This window comes from Streptomyces sp. NPDC003247 (genome assembly GCF_042888135.1).
GTDB lineage: Bacteria > Actinomycetota > Actinomycetes > Streptomycetales > Streptomycetaceae > Streptomyces.
On sequence record NZ_JBIAPF010000018.1, the window covers coordinates 108,821 to 126,796 of the forward strand.

At 73.4% G+C, this 17,976-nt stretch carries 15 protein-coding genes and 1 pseudogene; 15 read left to right on the forward strand and 1 reads right to left on the reverse strand.

The window, feature by feature from the left end; all coding sequences use genetic code 11:
- Positions 1–15 precede the first annotated feature (15 nt).
- Together ACFYWQ_RS39410 and ACFYWQ_RS39415 are read left to right on the forward strand one after the other, a co-directional pair.
- A complete protein-coding gene (locus tag ACFYWQ_RS39410; protein ID WP_389524277.1) occupies positions 16–1,266 on the forward strand; it encodes a glycosyltransferase in 1,251 nt (416 codons plus the stop codon).
- Positions 1,256–2,227 carry an isopenicillin N synthase family dioxygenase gene (locus ACFYWQ_RS39415; protein ID WP_389524281.1) on the forward strand — a complete coding sequence of 324 codons (972 nt, stop codon included), beginning with the start codon at positions 1,256–1,258 and terminating at the stop codon, positions 2,225–2,227. The genes ACFYWQ_RS39410 and ACFYWQ_RS39415 overlap by 11 nt, the downstream gene beginning before the upstream one ends.
- Positions 2,228–2,495: 268 nt before the next feature.
- Here ACFYWQ_RS39415 and ACFYWQ_RS39420 read toward each other — a convergent pair whose 3' ends face one another.
- Positions 2,496–3,131, reverse strand: coding sequence for a ScbR family autoregulator-binding transcription factor (locus ACFYWQ_RS39420; protein WP_389524284.1), 636 nt, complete (start codon positions 3,129–3,131; stop codon positions 2,496–2,498).
- A 167-nt stretch (positions 3,132–3,298) separates the two neighbouring features.
- Between ACFYWQ_RS39420 and ACFYWQ_RS39425 the strand changes: the two genes are divergently transcribed.
- The 13 genes and pseudogenes from ACFYWQ_RS39425 to ACFYWQ_RS39485 all read left to right on the forward strand — a co-directional run bounded on the left by ACFYWQ_RS39425 (position 3,299) and on the right by ACFYWQ_RS39485 (position 17,907).
- Complete coding sequence (locus tag ACFYWQ_RS39425) at positions 3,299–4,297, forward strand: ScbA/BarX family gamma-butyrolactone biosynthesis protein (protein WP_389524287.1); 999 nt, start codon at positions 3,299–3,301, stop codon at positions 4,295–4,297.
- A 17-nt stretch (positions 4,298–4,314) separates the two neighbouring features.
- Positions 4,315–4,572: pseudogene (locus ACFYWQ_RS39430) on the forward strand (NAD-dependent epimerase/dehydratase family protein); the annotation flags it as partial.
- 28 nt (positions 4,573–4,600) lie between these two features.
- The gene (locus tag ACFYWQ_RS39435; protein ID WP_389524402.1) at positions 4,601–4,798 is read left to right on the forward strand and encodes a hypothetical protein; all 198 of its coding nucleotides are present in this window, start codon (positions 4,601–4,603) and stop codon (positions 4,796–4,798) included.
- A gap of 275 nt (positions 4,799–5,073) precedes the next feature.
- A complete protein-coding gene (locus ACFYWQ_RS39440; RefSeq protein WP_389524290.1) occupies positions 5,074–6,009 on the forward strand; it encodes a hydroxyacid dehydrogenase in 936 nt (311 codons plus the stop codon).
- A 29-nt stretch (positions 6,010–6,038) separates the two neighbouring features.
- Positions 6,039–7,478 (forward strand): M20/M25/M40 family metallo-hydrolase, encoded by a 1,440-nt coding sequence (locus tag ACFYWQ_RS39445; RefSeq protein WP_389524293.1) that lies wholly within the window; start codon positions 6,039–6,041, stop codon positions 7,476–7,478.
- Positions 7,475–8,455, forward strand: a complete 981-nt coding sequence (gene sbnA / locus ACFYWQ_RS39450) for a 2,3-diaminopropionate biosynthesis protein SbnA (protein WP_389524295.1) — start codon at positions 7,475–7,477, stop codon at positions 8,453–8,455. The genes ACFYWQ_RS39445 and sbnA overlap by 4 nt, the downstream gene beginning before the upstream one ends.
- A 50-nt stretch (positions 8,456–8,505) precedes the next feature.
- A complete protein-coding gene (sbnB, locus tag ACFYWQ_RS39455) occupies positions 8,506–9,513 on the forward strand; it encodes a 2,3-diaminopropionate biosynthesis protein SbnB (RefSeq protein WP_389524299.1) in 1,008 nt (335 codons plus the stop codon).
- A gap of 41 nt (positions 9,514–9,554) precedes the next feature.
- Positions 9,555–10,817, forward strand: coding sequence for a hypothetical protein (locus tag ACFYWQ_RS39460; protein WP_389524301.1), 1,263 nt, complete (start codon positions 9,555–9,557; stop codon positions 10,815–10,817).
- 3 nt (positions 10,818–10,820) lie between these two features.
- Positions 10,821–12,623: an asparagine synthase (glutamine-hydrolyzing) gene (gene asnB, locus ACFYWQ_RS39465; RefSeq protein WP_389524303.1), complete on the forward strand. Its 1,803-nt coding sequence runs from the start codon at positions 10,821–10,823 to the stop codon at positions 12,621–12,623.
- A gap of 245 nt (positions 12,624–12,868) precedes the next feature.
- Complete coding sequence (locus ACFYWQ_RS39470) at positions 12,869–13,873, forward strand: aspartyl/asparaginyl beta-hydroxylase domain-containing protein (RefSeq protein WP_389524306.1); 1,005 nt, start codon at positions 12,869–12,871, stop codon at positions 13,871–13,873.
- 56 nt (positions 13,874–13,929) lie between these two features.
- On the forward strand, positions 13,930–15,315 hold the full coding sequence (locus ACFYWQ_RS39475; protein WP_389524309.1) for an acetyl-CoA carboxylase biotin carboxylase subunit family protein: 1,386 nt from the start codon (positions 13,930–13,932) through the stop codon (positions 15,313–15,315).
- Positions 15,312–16,619 carry a DUF1116 domain-containing protein gene (locus tag ACFYWQ_RS39480; RefSeq protein WP_389524311.1) on the forward strand — a complete coding sequence of 436 codons (1,308 nt, stop codon included), beginning with the start codon at positions 15,312–15,314 and terminating at the stop codon, positions 16,617–16,619. The genes ACFYWQ_RS39475 and ACFYWQ_RS39480 overlap by 4 nt, the downstream gene beginning before the upstream one ends.
- Positions 16,620–16,632: 13 nt before the next feature.
- Positions 16,633–17,907: an MFS transporter gene (locus ACFYWQ_RS39485; RefSeq protein ID WP_389524314.1), complete on the forward strand. Its 1,275-nt coding sequence runs from the start codon at positions 16,633–16,635 to the stop codon at positions 17,905–17,907.
- The last annotated feature ends 69 nt before the right edge of the window (positions 17,908–17,976 follow it).

A 17,976-nucleotide genomic window follows, 5' to 3' on the forward strand; every position in this document is an offset into this window, starting at 1 on the left:
CCGGAAGGACGCCCCGTGGCATCGCTGACCCCCACTGATCCGGACATCCTGGCCGCGGCCGTCGTCACCACGCTGGCCGTCCACTTCGACCCGCAGGCCCGCGAGGCCAGCATCTTCTACTGGGAACGCGCGCTGTCCTACCGCGAGGCGGTGGCGGAAGGGGCCGAACAGCTCGGGGACGAGACCGTGACCCGCCTGGTCGGTGCCCTGCGGGCGCGCCCGGCCGACCCGTCCGTGCACCTCGCCCTGCGGACGCGGCTGCTCCAGCTCGCCGGCGGCGGTGACGGACCGGCGGCTCTCGACACGCTCTTCGAGCGGGCCTGGGAGGCGGAGTCCAACTCGCGCCTGGGCTATCACCTGGGCCGGCACTTCGGCGGCACGGAACAGCCGACGGTCGGGCTGGAACGGCTCGGCACGCTGCCGGCCGGCGACGGGCTCCGCCCCGGCGACTCCCCCCGGGTCCTGGTCGTGGTGCCCTTCCGCGACCGCGGGCCGGGGCTGCGCCTGCGCAACCTGCTGGCCTGCCTGACGGCCCTGCGGGACCAGTCCGTACCGCGCGCCTCCTACCAGGTGACGGTGGTGGAGACGGACGACGCCCCGCGCTGGCGCGACACCGTCGTGCCCCGCACGGACCACTACCTCTTCGCGCACAAGTCCGACAGCTTCAACAAGTCCTGGGCGGTGAACGTCGGGGTGGTAAACACTCCGGGCCGGGCGGAGATCATCTGCATCCTGGACGCGGACGCCCTGGTCGACCGCGACTTCATCGCCCGCAACGTCGCCCGCTTCCACTCCCCCGGCACCATGGGGCACCTCAGCTACCGCGACATGTGGTGTCTGGACGAGTCCGCCACCTCCTGGGCGATCGAGGAACGGCTCTGGCGGGGTGCCGCCGCGCTGGACCCGGACCGTCTGCGGGCCTTCGTCCTGCGGCGACCGCCCGGGTGCTGCGTCTGGGTCCGCACGAGTGCCTTCCACCGGATCGGCGGGATGGACGAACGCTTCGAGGGCTGGGGAGGCGAGGACAACGACTTCGCCTACCGCATGGACATCAACTCGGCGTTCGACCACTACCACGATCCCCTGCTGCACATGTACCACCCGTCCTCCGCGGTGCTGCGCGAGGACGGCGAACTGGTCAACGCCCACATACCGGCGTTGAGCTGGGGGCCCTCCTCGACCCCCATCGGCGACGTCCACCGGTTCGCGCGGACTTCCGCGACCGGACACCGGCACGAACGAAGGGAAGACAGCCATGTCTCGTGACATCCCCGTTCTCGACCTGAGCGAGTGGAGGACAGCGGACGCGGCGCGCCGCTCGGAGATCGGTGCGGCGCTGGACGCCGCCCTGCGCGAAACCGGCGCCTTCCTCCTGCGCGGACACGGCGTTCCGAAGGAACTCACCGACCGCATGCGCACACAGGGACGGGCGTTCTTCGACCTGCCCGGCGAGGTGAAGCAGCAGTACGCCGTCGGCCGCCCCTACGACAACGGCTGGCGGGGCCTGGGCGCGCTCGACGTCGGCGCCGTCGACGGGCAGGCCGGCACGCCCGACCTCCACGAGGCGTACCACGTCGGGCCCTCCCACACCACCGGCGACCCGGCGTACGACGCGACGTACTACCCGCGCAACAAGTGGCCCGCGGAACAGCCCGGGCTCCAGGAGACGGCTCTGGAGTACACCGGGCACATGACGCGGGTCGCCCACGAGGTGCTCGACGTCCTCGCGTCCGTCCTGGGCCTGCCGGAGGACTTCTTCACCTCCAGGTCCCAGCGGGCGACGTGGACCCAGAACGTCAACTGGTACCCCTCGCTCCGGGCCGTCGGCGGCGTGCGGGAGGGACAGATGCGGGTCGGTCCGCACACCGACTTCGGCACGCTGAGCCTGCTCGACCGCCAGCAGGGGGTCGGCGGGCTGGAAGTCTGGAACGAGGAGGACGGCTGGTTCAAGCCGCCCTTCGAACCGGACACCCTGGTCGTCAACCTGGGCGACCTGATGCATCTCTGGACGGACGGCCGCTGGCGCTCCCTGCGGCACCGTGTGCTCGCGCCCAGCGACACGGCCCCGGACGAGGAACTGGTCTCCCTGGTCTACTTCTTCGAGACCGACCCCGACACGGAGGTCGTCCCGCTGGCCGCTCCGGTGGGCGGCGGCGAGGAGATGGGTGCGGTCATCGCCGGCGAGTCGATCCTGGAGAAGGTCGGTGCCAGTCTGACGCTGGGGTGAGTCCTGGCCGGACTCCGTCGGGTCGCTCTGGTTCCCGGGCTCCGGCCGGTGGCGGTGTCGTCCGCCACCGGCCGGCTGTCCGTCGTCCACCGGACCGACCGGCCCTGGTACGACACGTCCGTTCCTCGACGTCGTACGTCTCGGGTCACTGACGGGGTCATGGAGTCCAAGACCTGCTAAGGCGCCGTGCCCCTTACGCTGACATCGATGTCCTCGTGGCGGGCCGCACGCCTCCCCCGTTTCCTCGGCAGCCCACCCGCGCGCACGGTCAGGCCCCGTCGGGCCGGCCGGGTCCCGGGGTCCCGGCCGGCCGCACCGTGCGCAGGGCCTCGGGCGTCGCGATGCCGGGAAGGATCTGCTGCCACCAGCGGGTCAGGCGATCGTGGAGGTCACGGCGGCCGCTCACGACGTGGGAGAGCATCTGGATCCCGGTGAAGGAGCCCACCACGCTCGCCGCCACGTCCTCGGGAACCAGGTCCTCACGGAGTTCACCGGCGCCCTGGGCGCGCGCCAGTTCCCGGCCGAAGATCCGCAGCCACCAGTCGTAGGGGTCGGCGTCGTTGACCTGGAAGGTGCCCCGCTCCACCGTGAGCCGTATGCTCGCGCGGAACAGGACGTCCGTGCGCAGCCGATGGGCCAGGTCGTGGGTGAGGTCGACGACCTGCTGCATCGGTGACGCGGCGCGGCCGCTGGTCCCGATCGGGATCTCGGTCTGCACGGCCATCACCCCCCGCGCGATGTCCTCCTTGGACGCGAAGTGGAAGTACATCGCGCCTTTGGTGACGCCGCTGCGTTCCTGGATCTCGTTGATGCTCGCCGCGGCGTAGCCCCTCTCGTCGAAGACCTGGGCCGCACCGACCAGGAGTCTGCGCCGCGTTTCGATCGCCCGTTCCTGCCGCGCCATGATGTCGTCCTTGTTTCCGAATGATGACAGGATCGTGTCGACCCTGACGGCTGAACCAAAAACAAACCGTACGTTGGGTATTGTATGGCGTCCTGACCTTGCAAGCACGTACATCCGCACTGCTGAGCGCCACCTTCGGGAAACCGTGCCCACAGGAGCCATGTGACATGTCGGTCGACTTATCCCCCTCCCCCCTCTCCCCCGCGTCCGCCACCTCGCGCCCGCGCCCCCTCTCCTTCGAACGGACCGCGCCGCGCGATCTCGTGCACCGGCGCGCCGTCGGCGAGGTCCTGCTGACCGACTGGCTGCGCCTCGGTCCGCACCGCTTCAAGGTGGGAGCCCAGTGGCCGCGCGGCCACGGCTTCCACCGCCCGGTCGGCGACCGCTGGCACGACCCGCTGCTCGCCACCGAGAGCATCCGGCAGACGTCCTCCCTGATCAGCCACGTCTTCTACGACCTGCCCCATGACCACCCGAGCTTGATGACGGAGCTGAGCATCGACCTCCTGCCGGACGCCCTGCTCCTGGACGACCGGCCGGTCGACGTGGAGCTGACCGTCGACTGCGCCGATGTCACCCTCCAGGGGAGCCGTCTGTCGGGCATGACGATGAACGTCGGGCTCGCCCGGGGGCCGGTGCACCTGGGCAGTGGCCGGATGACGTTCCACTGCATGCGCCGCTCCGTCTACCGGCGGCTGCGGGGCGCCCACGCCGAGGTGCCCGCCGACCTGCCCGAGCAGCCCGCGCCCCTGCCGCCGCACGAGGTCGGCCGGACCGTCGAGGCCGACGTGGTGCTCGGCCGCCCGCCGGCCGGCCACGGCACGGCGGATCCTCACGACGGCGTCTGGCCGCTGCGCGTCAACCGGGCGCACCCGACCCTGTTCGACCACCCCACCGACCACGTGCCCGGAATGCTGCTGCTGGAGGCCGCGCGGCAGGCGGCGCAACGCCTGGCGGGCCCCCGCGCGGTCCTGGTGCCCACGATGGCCAACCACTTCCACCGGTACGTGGAGTTCGACACCCCCTGCCTCGTCCGGGCCCGGCTGTCCGGACCAGGAGCCGACGGGCACGAGGTGCGGGTGACCGCCGAACAGAACGGCGCCGTCGTCTACGCGTGCGTCCTCACCGCCCGGCCCGCGCCCACCTCCGCGGAGGAGCCCACGTGAACCGTCCGCGGGTTCTCGTGACCGGCGCGTCCGGGTTCGTCGGCAGCGTGGTCGTCCCGCTCCTCCAGGCCTCGGGCGTGCGGGTGCGGGTGCCGGCCCACCGGAGTCCGGTGGCGCGGGGGCCGCGCGTCGAGATCGCCCACGGCGACCTCACGGCCCCCGCGACCCTGCGGGGCGTCTGCCGGGACGTGGACCGCGTGCTGCACCTCGCCTCCTGCACCGGCAAGGACGAGGAGCGGTGCGTCGCGGTCGACACCGACGGCGCACGCCACCTCGTGGCCGAGGCCGGCCGGCCGGGCGGGCGTGGGCGGGTTCGTCCAGCTGAGCACCGCGGCCGTCCACGGCAACGGACCGTTCCGGAAGACGGCCGAGGGCGCGGTGGAGCCCCGCCCCCTCTCGCCGGTCAGCCGCAGCCGCCTGTCCGGCGAGCGGTTCGTGCTCGGGGCGGGCGGCGCGGTGCTGCGCCCGTACCTCGTCTACGGCAGGGGCGACCGGCCCTGACGGGCGAAGCCCCGGCGTCGCGCGGGCTCCCGAGCCCGGCGACGCCGGGGCCGCCCGCGCCCGGCCCTCCCCTATCCGACCGCTGCCGTCCGCTGCCGTCCGCCGTCGGCCACTGCCGCGCGCCCGCTACCGGAACCGCCGGCGGGTGACCCAGGACACACCGAGCCGCGGTTGCCCTCAAAACAAACCGAACGTTAGGGTTCTTTCAGAAACAAACCAAACGTTTGGATTTCAAGTTCGCTCCGCGGCCCCGACGCCTCCTCAAGGAGAGATCCGTGCCCTCACCGATCGTGATCGTGAGTGACGCACTGCCCGGCGACACCGTCACCGCCCTCCAGGCCGCCTGCGACGTCCGGCAGGTCGACGGCCGTGACCGCCCGGCCCTGTTCGCCGCGTTGCCCGACGCGGACGCCCTGATCGTCCGCAGCGGAACACGGGTCGACGCCGAGGTGCTCGACCGGGCGCCGCGCCTGCGCGTCGTCGCACGCGCCGGCGCCGGCCTCGACAACGTGGACACCGCCACCGCCCGGGCACGCGGCATCACCGTGGTCAACGCCCCCGACTCCAACACCGTGAGCGTCGCCGAACTCACCGTGGGACTCGTCGTCGCCTCGGCGCGCCACATCACGGCTGCGGCACGCTCCCTCGCCGACGGCGAGTGGCGCCGGTCCGACTTCACCGGCACGGAGCTGGCGGGCCGCACCCTGGGCATCGTCGGCTACGGCCGCGTCGGCCGCCAGGTCGCGCGCCGGCTGGCCGCCTTCGACATGCGCATCCTCGTCCACGACCCGTACGCGGACACCTCCGGCGACGGCGTGCGGGCCACCGGCCTCGACGAACTGCTCCTGACGAGCGACGTCGTCACCCTCCACCTGCCGAAGTCCCCCGCCACCACGGGACTCATCGGCGCCCGGGAGCTGTCCCTGATGAAGCCGACCGCGTACCTGGTCAACACCGCCCGCGGCGGCATCGTCGACGAGACCGCCCTGACCCGCGCCCTGCGCGAGGGCCGGCCGGCCGGTGCGGCGCTGGACGTCCACACCACCGAACCCCCGGGTCCCTCACCGCTGCTGGCCCTGCCGAACGTCCTCGGTCTGCCGCACCTCGGCGCCGGCACGTACGACGCCCAGCTGCGGGCCGGACAGGAGGCCGTCCGCAAGGTCCTCGCGGAGCTGGCCCCGCTCCTCGCTCCCGCATCCACCGCCGCCTGAGCGACCGCACCCGCACGCCGGAGACCACCATGTCTGCTCCCCCCTTAGCCGCGACCGTGCGCTCCCTGATGCCCAGGGCCCATGACGATCTCGCCGAACTGGTCGCGCTGCGCACCGTCGTCGGGCTCTCGCCCCCGGACCAGTTCCGCCGCGCGGCCCGCCGGATCGCCGCCCTGCTCACCGACGCGGGCCTCCCCGAGATCCGGCTGCTCCCCGCAGACGACGGCACCGAGACCGTCTACGCCCGCCGCCCCGGACCGCCCGGCGCGCCGTCCGTCGTGCTCTACGCCCACTACGACGTCGTCTCCGCGCAGGACGAGACCGCCTGGCGCACCCCTCCGTTCGAGCTGACCGAACGCGACGGACGCTGGTACGGCCGCGGCAGCGCGGACTGCAAGGGCAACGTCGTCATGCACCTCACGGCGCTGCGCGCCCTCCAGGACGCCCTGCCCCACGAGCCGTTCCCCGAGCTCGACGTGGTGGTCCTCGCCGACGGAAGCGAGGAGCCCGGCGACGGCAGCCTGGAGAAGCTGCTGCGCGCGCACCCCGGCCTCCTCGCACCGGACGCCGTCGTCGTCGCGGACACCGGGAACGCCGCCCCGGGCGTCCCGACCGTCACCACCTCCCTGCGCGGCATGGCCGTGGCGGAGATCACGCTCTCCACACTGTCGAGGCCGCTGCACTCGGGCCAGTTCGGCGGGCCCGCGCCCGACGCGCTGACCGCTCTGATCCGCCTCCTGGCCACCCTGCACGACAGCCGGGGCACACCTCGCGTACCGGCTCCGGACACCGGCCGGGCGGCCGCGTACGCGCTCCCGGGCGACGGCGCCGCGTACCCCGAGGCCGACTTCCGCGCCGACGCCGGCGTCCTGGACGGGGTCGACCTCATCGGCGTCGGAACCGTCGCCGACCGGCTGTGGACCCTGCCGTCCGTCACCGTGCTCGCCGTACAGTCGCCGCCCCTCGACGACGCCGTACCCGCGCTGCTGCCGTCGGCGAAGGCGCTGGTCAGCGTGCGCACTCCGCCCGGTGCGGACGTCTCGGCGGTGCACGAGGAGCTGGCCGGCCATCTGCGGGAGCGGGCTCCCTGGGGCGCGCGCCTCGACATCCGGCGCGTCACCAGCGGCCCGTCCTTCCGCGCGGACACCGACGGAACCGCCCACGCCGTGATGCGCGACGCCCTGCGGGACGCCTTCGGCGTCCCGTCCCGGGAGGTGGGAGCCGGCGGCTCCATCGCCGTCTGCTCCGCCTTCAGCACGCTCTACCCCGACGCCGAGATCATCCTGTGCGGCGTCGAGGACCCGCCGTCGAACATCCACGGCGTCGACGAGAGCGTGAGCCCCGCGGAGATCGCCGCCCTGGCCCACGCCGAGGCCCTCTTCCTGCGCCGGCTGGCCGCCGTCCGGGCGGAGGGCGGTACCGACGGCGCCGCCCGCACTCCGTCGACCGGCAGGCAGGAGAACCGATGATCTACCAGCGTGCCTGTGACATCGTCACCGACGACGTCTTCCTGGAGCTCGACGGCGTCCTGCCGGACAGCCGCCTCTTCCTGAAGCTGGAGGGGATGAACCCGGCCGGGTCGGTGAAGCTGAAGTCCGCGCTCGGCATGGTGGAGGACGCCGAACGCAGGGGTGTGCTCTGGCCCGGCGGCCGGATCGTGGAGTCCTCCTCCGGCAGCCTCGGCATCGCCCTGGCCGTCATCGCCGCCGCCCGCGGCTACCACTTCACCTGCGTGACCGACCCGAACGTCTCCCCCCAGAGCCTGGCCCTGATCCGCTCCCTCGGGGCCGAGGTGGTCCGCGTCACGCGGCGCGACCGCAACGGCGGCTACCTGGGCACCCGGATCGCCCGCATCCACGAGATGACCGAGGCCGACCCGGGCCTGGTGTGGCTCAACCAGTACGCCAACCCGGCCAACGCGCAGGCTCACGCGCGGCGGACCGCCACCTCGGTCCTGAAGAACATCGGGCACGTCGACGTGCTGCTGGTCGGCGCCGGCACCACCGGCACGCTCATGGGCTGCACACGGCACTTCCGGGCGTTCTCGCCGTGGACGAGGATCGTCGCGGTGGACACCACCGGGTCGGTCACCTTCGGCGGCCCTCCCGGCCCCCGCCACATTCCCGGCCTCGGCACCAGCCGCCGCCCCGAACTGTGCCGGCCCGACCGGGTGGACGAGGTCGTCCTCGTCGACGAGCCCGACGCCGTCCGCATGTGCCGGCGCCTGGCCCGCGAACACGGGCTGCCGGCCGGAGGATCCACCGGATCGGTGGTCGCGGCCCTGGAGGCGATCGCCGACCGGATCCCCGCGGGCTCGCGCGTCGTGGCGCTCTCCCCCGACATGGGTGACCGCTACGTCAAGACGATCTACGACGACAGGTGGGTGGCCGACACCTTCGGCGCCGACGTGCTCGACGACCCGCGTACGCGCCCCGTCGCCGTATGACCGGCCGCCGACTCCCTCCCACCGACGACACAGAGAAACGGGAATCCCGCATGTTCGACTTCCACGTGGTGGGCGGCACCGCCCTGCGCGCCCTCATCGACGTCTCCCGCCCCGACATCGTCGAGACGGTGCGTTCCGCCTACCTCACCCACGACGCCGGTGACTCGGTCAACCCCAACAGCTACTTCCTGCGCTTCCCGCGGAAGCCGGACGCCCGCATCATCGCGCTGCCCGCCCACCTCGGCGGCGACCACGGCGTCTCCGGGATCAAGTGGATCGCCAGCTACCCCCGCAACATCGAGCGGAACATCCCGCGCGCCTCCGCCACACTGCTCCTCAACGACCACGAGACGGGCTATCCCTTCGCCTGCCTGGAGGCCTCCCAGATCAGCGCCGCCCGCACCGCCGCGTCCGCCGTCCTGGGCGCCCAGGAACTCACCGGAGGCCGCCACGCGGACCGCATCTGCCTGGTGGGCGCCGGGATCATCGCGCGCAACATCGCTGAGTTCTTCGCCGCGCAGTCGTGGTCGGTGAACCGCTTCGTCGTCCACGACCGGGAAGCCGCCTACGCCGCCGCCCTCACCCGGCACATCACCGCCCTCGGGTACCGGGCGGAGCAGGAGGACTCCTTCGAACGCGCCACGGCCGACGCCGACGTCGTCGTCTTCGCCACCACGGCGGCGCGGCCCTGGGTCACCCGGACCGACGCCTTCGCCGCCGGGCAGACCGTCCTCAACATCTCCCTGCGGGACCTCGGACCGGACCTCGTCGCCGGCGCGCAGAACATCCTCGACGACGTCGACCACTGCCTGACCGCCGACACCTCACCGCACCTGGCCGAACAGCGGCTCGGACACCGCGACTTCGTCGCCGGCACCCTCGCACAGGTGCTGCGCGGCGACGTCACGCCGGCGGCCGACCGGCCGCGGATCTTCTCGCCGTTCGGGCTCGGCGTCCTCGATCTCGCGGTGGGACAGCGCCTCTACCAGCAGGCGATCGAGAAGGGGCTCGCGGTCCCGGTGCCCGACTTCTTCGGCGAGACGCAGCGCTGGAGCTGACGCACGCGCTCACCCACCCGCCTGACGAAAGGCCCCCCGTCATGCCGCACACCACCACCGCCCTCCGGGCCCACGCCCCCGCCCGCGAGGCGGAACTGGCCGCCCTCGCGGCCGGCCACGCCCGGCGCTTCCCCTGGTACCGCGACCTGCTCCTGCGCCGCGGCGCCCTGGGCTCCGGAGACCTCTCCGATCTCCCCCTCGTCGACACCGGCCTGCTCGGCGCGCACTACTACACCGCGGAGCACCCGCACTTACCGGACGCCTCCGCCTACCACACCTCGGGAACCTCCGGCGGACAGCGCAAGCGCATCCTCTACTCGCCCGCCGACGACGACGCGTACGTGGACCAGCGCCGTGCCCTGTTCGGGGAGTTCACCAAGTCGGTGCCGCGCGGCGCCGTCGCGGTCGCCGACCTCGGCACCGGTCACGCGGCCGCCTCGGCACGGCGCGTCTTCGTCGAACTCGGCTTCCAGGCCCACGACATCGACTTCACCCGGCCCGTGGACGAGCACGTGCTGAAGCTCAACGCGTGGCGCCCCGAGGTGTTCTTCACCATGCCGATGATCCTCGACCGGCTCCTCCAGGCCCGTCCCGGCCTGGAGATCCAGCCGCGGAAGATCATGGTCGTGGGCGATGTCGCGCCCCCCGCCTGGCGTGCCCACGTCGCCGAGCGGTTCGGCCTGCGCCACGAGGACGTCCTGGACGTGTTCGGTTCCATAGAGATCGGCGCCATCGCCCACTCGTGCGAGCGGACCGGCCTCTACCACTTCCACGACCACATCCTGCCCGAGGTCCTGCCCCCCGGGGAGCCGGCCCGTCTCACCGAGGACGACCGGGTCCCGTCCCGGCAGGAGGGCAGCGGAGCGCTGCTGCTCACCTCCTTCACCCGCGCCTACTTCCCCGCGGTCCGCTATGTGACCGGCGACGCCGTCACCGGACTGCGCCGCATCCGCCACGAGGGCCGCGAGGTGTTCGCCTTCGAACGCATCGACGGAAGGCTCTCCGGCGACTTCAAGCACGGCGAGCGGATCAGCCACCACGACCTGACCCAGATCATGGCCGAGGTGTTCCCCGGCCGCCCCTTCGAGGCGGCCGACGACAACGGCCTGGTCATCCGGGTCGTCGCGGAAGGGGTCGGCGAGAACCAGGTCGCCGCGGTCCGCGCGGCCGTGCACCGGCAGGCCCCGGACGTCGCCCAGATGATCGCGTCGGGCCTGGTCGGGCCGGTGCGGGTGACCGCCGTCGCGCCGGACGGGCTGACGTCCGGCCACGCCAAGCGCCGACTCGACCTCAAGGAGGGCTGACCGGTGTGCGGGATCGCCGGATCGATGTCCCTGGGACACGCTCCCGTGCACGCTCCCTACCCCCTGGCCGCCTGCGCCGCCATGGCGCACCGCGGTCCCGACGAGACGGGGTCCTACGCCTCGGCCCGGGCGGCCCTGGCCATGTGCCGGCTGAAGGTCATCGGCCTGCACGACGGCTCCCAGCCCGTCGTCAGTGACGACGGCAGCGTCGTGTGCGTCCTCAACGGCGAGATCTACAACCACCAGCAGCTGCGCGCGTTCCTCGCCGCCCGCGGCCGGCCGGTGCGCGGCGGCAGCGACGCGCAGGTACTGCCGCACCTGTACCAGGAGCTCGGGGAGCACTTCGTCGAACGGCTGCACGGCATGTTCGCCGTGGCCGTGTACGACATCCGCCGGCGCCGTCTCGTGCTGGCCACCGACCGGGTCGGCAAGAAGCCCCTGTTCTACGCGACGCCCGCCGACGGCGGGGTGGCGTTCGCCTCGGAACTTCCCGCACTGATGCTGCACCCCGGCATCAGCCGGGACACCGACCCCGTCGCCGTCGACCAGTACCTGAGCTACCGGGTGGTTCCCGCGCCGCACACCGTCTACCGGCAGGTGCGCAGGCTGGAGCCGGCGACGACCCTGGTCTTCGAGCCGGGCCGGCCCGAACGCCGCCGCGTGTACTGGCGGTTCGCGTTCACCGGCGAACTGACCGACGCGCCGCAGGACGAGATCGACGACCGGATCGACGCGCTGCTCCAGCAGGCCGTGCACGACCGGCTGGAGTCGGAGGTGCCGCTCGGCGCGATGCTCAGCGGCGGACTCGACTCCAGTCTGGTGGTCGCGATGGCCACCCGGCAGCTGGGCCGGCCGATCCACACGTTCTCCGTCGGGTTCGAGCACGCCGCGTTCGACGAGTCGGCGCACGCCCACGCCGTGGCCGAGCACTGCGGCACCCACCACCACGTGTACCGGGTCGGCGCCTCCGACGCGAGGGAGGCCGTCGACACCATCCTCACCCACATGGGCGAGCCGTACGCGTTCCCGTCCGCGATCGCGGCGTCGTGCATGTACAAGCTGGCCGCACAGCACGTCACCGTGGTGCTGACCGGCGACGGGTCCGACGAGATCTTCTGCGGCTACGGCCGCTACCGGCGCCTGCGCGACCAGGGCGACGGCGGCGACCTCGCCGACCGCTACGAGCGCGTCCTCGTCGACGGCGTACCCCACGCGCTCAAGAACCGGCTGTACACGGACGGCTTCGCCGCGCGGATCCCGGGGCACCCGCACAACTACCTCCGGGCCCGGTTCGACCGCACGGACCCCTCCGGCGCGGACCTGGACCGCGCCATGCAGGTCGACAGCGGGTTCTGGCTGTCCGACGCGCAGTTGGTGAAGATCGACCGGATGTCGATGGCGCACTCCGTCGAACCCCGCAGTCCGTTGCTCGACCACCGGCTCATCGACTACGTCACGCGCATCCCGGCGGCCCGCAAGCTCGTCGGCGCGCAGGAGAAGGCGCCGCTCAAGCGCGTCGCCGCCCGCTACCTGCCCCGGCAGGTCCTCGAACGCCGCAAGCAGGAGCTGGCCGTGCCCCTGGAGAGCTGGCTCGGCACCCGGCTGCGCTCCACCATCACGGACACCCTGCTGTCCGAACCCTCCCTGGACCGCGGGTACTTCCGCCCGGACGCGCTGCGCTCCGTGGTCGGGGAGTTCCGCCCGGAGCACAGCTACGCCCTGTGGACGCTCTACATGCTGGAGCGCTGGCACCGCCTCCAGGAGGACAGCACGGCCCGCGAGGCGACCGCCGTCGCCCATGCCTGAGCCGGGCACGTCCCCGCCGGTCCCCGCAGACCGACCGCCCGTCCGTACCCCGCCGGTCCCGCAGACCTCCACCCGCCCATGACCCGCCCGTCCCGCAGCCCCCCGCCCGTCCATAACCCGCCCCTCCCGCAGCCCCCCGCCCGTCCATAACCCGCCCCTCCCGCAGACCACCCGCCCGTCCATGACCCGCCCCTCCCGCAGACCACCCGCCCGTCCGTACGCAGTCACCAGCGAAGGAAGCCTCCATGTCATCGTCGTCAGCCTCCACTTCGCTCCACATCCCGCCCATGCCGGCCGAGGGCGTCCGGCTGAAGCCCGCCTTCGACGCCGACCGTCTGCTGCGGGAGCTCACCTCCGTGCGCGAGCACACCTGGGACCAGCAGCGCGTCTACTCCGAGGACGGCGTCGGCGCCGCCACCGAGGTCGACTGGCGGTGCCTGGCGCTGCGCAGCCCCGGCGGCGACGGTGACCGCACGGACCCCGGCGGCCCCGGCCCGCGGGACTTCGCGGACACCGCCTGGCTCGACCGCATCCCCTACGTCCGTGAGGTGCTGGAGTCCATTCCGGCCCCCCTGCACGCCGTGCGGTTCATGGCGCTCGGCCCCGACACCGTCGGCATCGACCACACCGACCCCAAGTACGGGCCGCGCTGGGGCGTCGCACGGCTGCACGTGCCGGTGGTCACCAACCCGGACGCCGTCCTCTTCCTCGACGGCGTGGAGCACCGGTGGCAGCCGGGAGACTTCTGGTTCGGCGACTTCAGCCGCACCCACCGCGTGCAGAACACCGGGACCGAGCACCGTGTGCACCTGGTCATCGACGTCCTGGTCACCCCCGGGCTGGCGTCCCTGTTCCCGGAGGACTGGCAGCGGTACTTCCGCGACGGCGAGGTGCTCTTCAACCGCCAGGAGGTGCCGCAGACCGCGGAGGACCGGCGGCGGCTGCACACCCGCTTCCCCGTCCCCACGACATTCCACCTGTGGGAGGACGACACTCCGCTCTCCGCCGACCTGCCCCGGGAGACGGCGGCTCTGGACGAGGACGGCGACCGGCTGGTCCTCCGGCTGCCCGGCGACCGCGTCTTCGCCCTGGTGCACCTCGGTGACGACGAGTACCGCCTCGCCGGCTGGAGCGAGGAGCGCACGCTCCAGGTCTTCCCCGACGGCCCCGACCCCAGGGTCGTCCTGCGCACCCGTGAGGGCGGCCGGGTCGACGAACTGACCGTGGCCGCCGAGCGCCTCGCCGCCTGATCCACCGCCGTGCGGGGCGCGGCCCGCCCGCGCCCCGCACCCGACCGAGGGACACCATGACCACCTTCCGCGACAGCGGCGCCCGGTCCGCGGCGGACGCCGTCGGCGCCCGCCGGCCCGCCGTCATCGTCATCACCGACCTGGTCGTGCTCGCCAAGCACCTGCGCCTTCTGGACGCAGCCGAACAGCGCGCCCTGAGGCCGCTGTTCGTCTTCGGACCCGAGACGCCCGGCGACGCGCTCGCCGCGCACCGGAGCGACCCGGAGCACCCGCTCTCCCGCCTCGCCGACGAGGATGTCCTGCACGTCGCGGACACCTCGCTCGACACCCTGCTGCGCGGTGTCGCGCCCTGGCTGCGCGACCGCCCGGTGCGCGCGGTGCTGAACGTCGGTGAGGTGTTCGTGGAGGCCGCCGGAGCCCTCGCCGAGACCCTGGGGCTGCCCGGTCCCGGCACGCACGCGGCCCGGGTCTGCCGCAACAAGCTGCTGCAACGGCTGGCCGCCCCCGCCCTGGCACCCCGCTGGATGCTGCTGGACCCGGCCCGCGCCGCGGCGGTGCGGGACTGGGACGCCTTCCCCGCCGTCCTCAAGCCGGCCGGGCGGATGTCCAGTTCGGGTGTGCGCGCGGTCGCCGGACCGGACGCCGTCCCCCCGCTCCTCGCCGGGTACGGTCCCGACGAACTGCTGCTGCTGGAGGAACGGATCACCGGCCGCGAGTTCTCCGTGGAGACGCTGGTGCGGGACGGCGCCGTGCTCTGGGCGGGCATCACGGCGAAGGACACCAACGAGTCCGGCACCTCGTTCTTCACCGAGACCGGCCACACCTCTCCGGCGCCGCACCTCACCCCGGCCCAGGAGAGGCTGCTGCTCGACGCCAACGCCGCGTTCCTGCGCGCCGTCCGGTTCTGCACCGGGATGAGCCACGCCGAGTTCCGGCTGACCCCCGGGGACCGGGTGGTGCTGATGGAGGCCGCCGCGCGTCCGCCCGGCGACGCCATCACCCGCCTGTGGCGGCTGGCCACCGGCATGGACCTGGACGCCGCCCTGCTGGACCTCGCGCTCGGGACCCGGCCGCCCACCGCACCGCCGCGCCGCCGCGCCCGGCAGGTCTACCTCGACCATCCCCGGGGCCTGCTGGCGGACGTGACCGCCGAGGACGTACCGGTCCACTGGGTGAGCGAACGGGGCCGGTGGCCCGACCTGCCGCCCGTCGCCGAGGACGCCCCGCCCCGGGTCCACACGGTCATGGTGAGCAGGCACCGCGGCGACCTGCTCGGCGACCAGTCCGACTCCCAGGGCCGGTCGGTCTCCGTCGTCCTGGACGGCCCCCTCGACGCCGACCTCGACGCCGTCGCGCACGACGCCGTCCGGGACGTGACGATCCACGCCGTGCACCCCTCCCCCGCCGAGCCCTCCGAGCCCTCCGAGGAGGCCCTGCGATGACCGGCCGCGCGACCGTGCCCGACGCCGCGCGCACGGCACGCGACGCGGCCAACGCGCGGGCGGTGGCCCGCCTCACCGGGGCCCGCCCCGTCCTGGAGACCATCGCCCCGGCCGGCGAGGTCGTCCCCGGCATGACCGCCCGGACGGTCCTCGTCTCCGGACCCCCGATGCCGTGGGAGCGGTACGAAGGCGGTCAGCGCCGTGCCGTCGTCGGCGCCGCGCTCTACGAAGGGCTGGCCCGCGACGAGGCCGAGGCCGAGGCGCTGCTCGCCGACGGCACGATCGCGGTGCGCCCCTCGCACGACCACGCGACCGTCGGGTCGCTCACCGGTGTGTGCACCGCCTCGATGCCGGTCGTCGTCGTCCGGGACGAGTCGTCCGGACGGCGGGCGTTCTGCCGGATGAACGAGGGCGCCGACCGGGCCTCGCTCACCTTCGGGGTCTGGGACGACGGAGTCGGCGCCCGGCTGCGGCAGGTCAGCGAGGTGGTGTCGCCCGCTCTCGCCGAGGTCCTGGAGCACCTGGGCGGCATCGCCCTCACCCCGCTCGTCCGCCGGGCCCTGGCCATGGGCGACGACCTGCACAGCCGGCACAAGGCCGCCGGGGCGCTGCTGCGCGCCACGGTGCTGGACGCCGTACTGGACCTGTCCGGCGGCGGGGTCGCGGAGCGCCACCGGGCCCTCGCCGCCTATCTGCGCTCGGCCGAGTACCTCTTCCTGCACCTGGTGATGGCGGCCGCCAAGGCCGCGGCGGACGGCGCGTCCGGCGTCGCCGGCAGCACGCTCGTCACGGCGATGAACCTCAACGAGAAGCAGTTCGGCCTGCGGGTCTCCGGTCTGGGTGACCGATGGTTCACCGCACCCCTCCCGCCCGTGTCGACCCTGCGCGGCCGGCTGTACGACGGCTGGACCACCGACGACCTGGCGTACGTGGGCGGCGAGAGCCTGATCACGGAGACGGTCGGTCTCGGCGGCATGGCGGCCGCGGCCGCCATGCCGCTCCAGGACCACTCCGCCGGCACCCCGCGGGAGATGATCCGGCTCACCGAGCGCATGTACCGGATCACCCTGCGGGAGCATCCCGAGTACCGCATCCCCGCCCTCGCCTACCGCGGCGTGCCGTGCGGCATCGACGTGCTGCGCGTCGCCGGGACCGGCATCGTCCCGGCGGTCCATCTCGGCGCGACGCTGCGCGACGGCGGCCACGCGGGTGCCGTCCTGTTCCTCCCCCCGCTGGAGCCCTTCCAGCGGGCCGCGGAGCTGCTGTCCGCGGCGCCGCCCGCCCCCTCACCCCTCCCCGTATGACCCGGAGACCTTCGTGACACCCTCGCCCCCTTCCCGTCAGGACACCGACGCGTCCCCCTCCCGTCAGGACACCGGCACGGCGCGCACCGCCGCCGACCCGGACGGCGGCGGCCCGGCCGGGTCGCCCGCCCTCCTCGGCCCGGTCCGCAGCTGGCTCGCCGTCGTCGCCGTGGGCATGGGCGTCTTCGCCTTCACCACCACCGAGATGGTCCCGATCGGGCTGCTGCCGGCCATGAGCCGGGACCTGGACGTCTCCGAGGGCACCGTCGGCCTCTCGGTGACCCTGTACGGCGCCATCGCCGGTGTCTTCGCGCCCGTGCTGACCGTGGCGACCCGGCGGCTCGACCGCCGGCTGCTGCTCCTGCTGGTTCTCTGCGTCTTCGTCGCGGGCAACGCCTTCACCGCGCTGTCGTCGTCCTACTCCGTCCTGATGGTCTCGCGGCTGCTGACGGGTTTCGCCCACGGTGTGATGTGGTCGATCGCCGCGAGCATCGCCATCCGGCTGGTGCCGCCGGCCCAAGCCGTCCGGGCCACGGCGGTCGTCTTCAGCGGCATCTCCATCGCCTCCGTGGTGGGCGTGCCGTTCGGCACGTTCATCGGCGGCCTGTCCACCTGGCGCACCGCGTTCTGGGCGATCGCCGGGGCCGGCGTCCTGGTGCTCGCCGCGGCGGCCCTGCTGCTGCCTCCCCTCGCCCCTCGCGCCGTGGTGCGCCTGGCGGAGCTGCCCCGCCTGCTGCGGCACGGCAACCTCCGGATCGCCACGCTCGTCACGGCGGCCATGGTGATCGGCCACTTCGCCGCGTACACCTATGTGGCGCCCTTCCTCGAACAGGACGCGGGCATCCCGTCCGGCTGGGTCAGCGGCCTGCTGCTGCTGTACGGCGTGGCGGGGGTCGTCGGCAATTTCGCGGGCGGCGCGGCGGCGGCGCGCGCGCTGCGGGCCACCACGCTCACCTGCGTCCTCCTGCTCGCCGCGGCGGTCGTCCTGCTGGTGGTGAACGGCCGGTGGCATCCCGGCACGGTGGTCCTGCTGCTGCTGTGGGGCATCACGTACACAGCGCTGCCGGTGTGCCTTCAGACCCTGGTCTTCGCCAGCGCCCCGCAGGCGCCCGAAGCCGCGACCTCGCTCTACATCTGCGCCTTCAACGTCTCCATCGCGCTGGGCGCGCTGGTCGGCGGATGGTTCGTGGACGCGTCCGGCCCGTCCTCGGTCATGTTCCTCGGTGCCGGGTTCAGCGTGCTGGCCGCCCTGCTGATGACCCGGTACCGCGTCACGCCGGCGCGGTAGCCGCCCGCGCGGCCGGCACCCTCCTCGCCGGTGCCGGCCGCCGGCCCGGCCGGCACCCCCTTTCCGGAG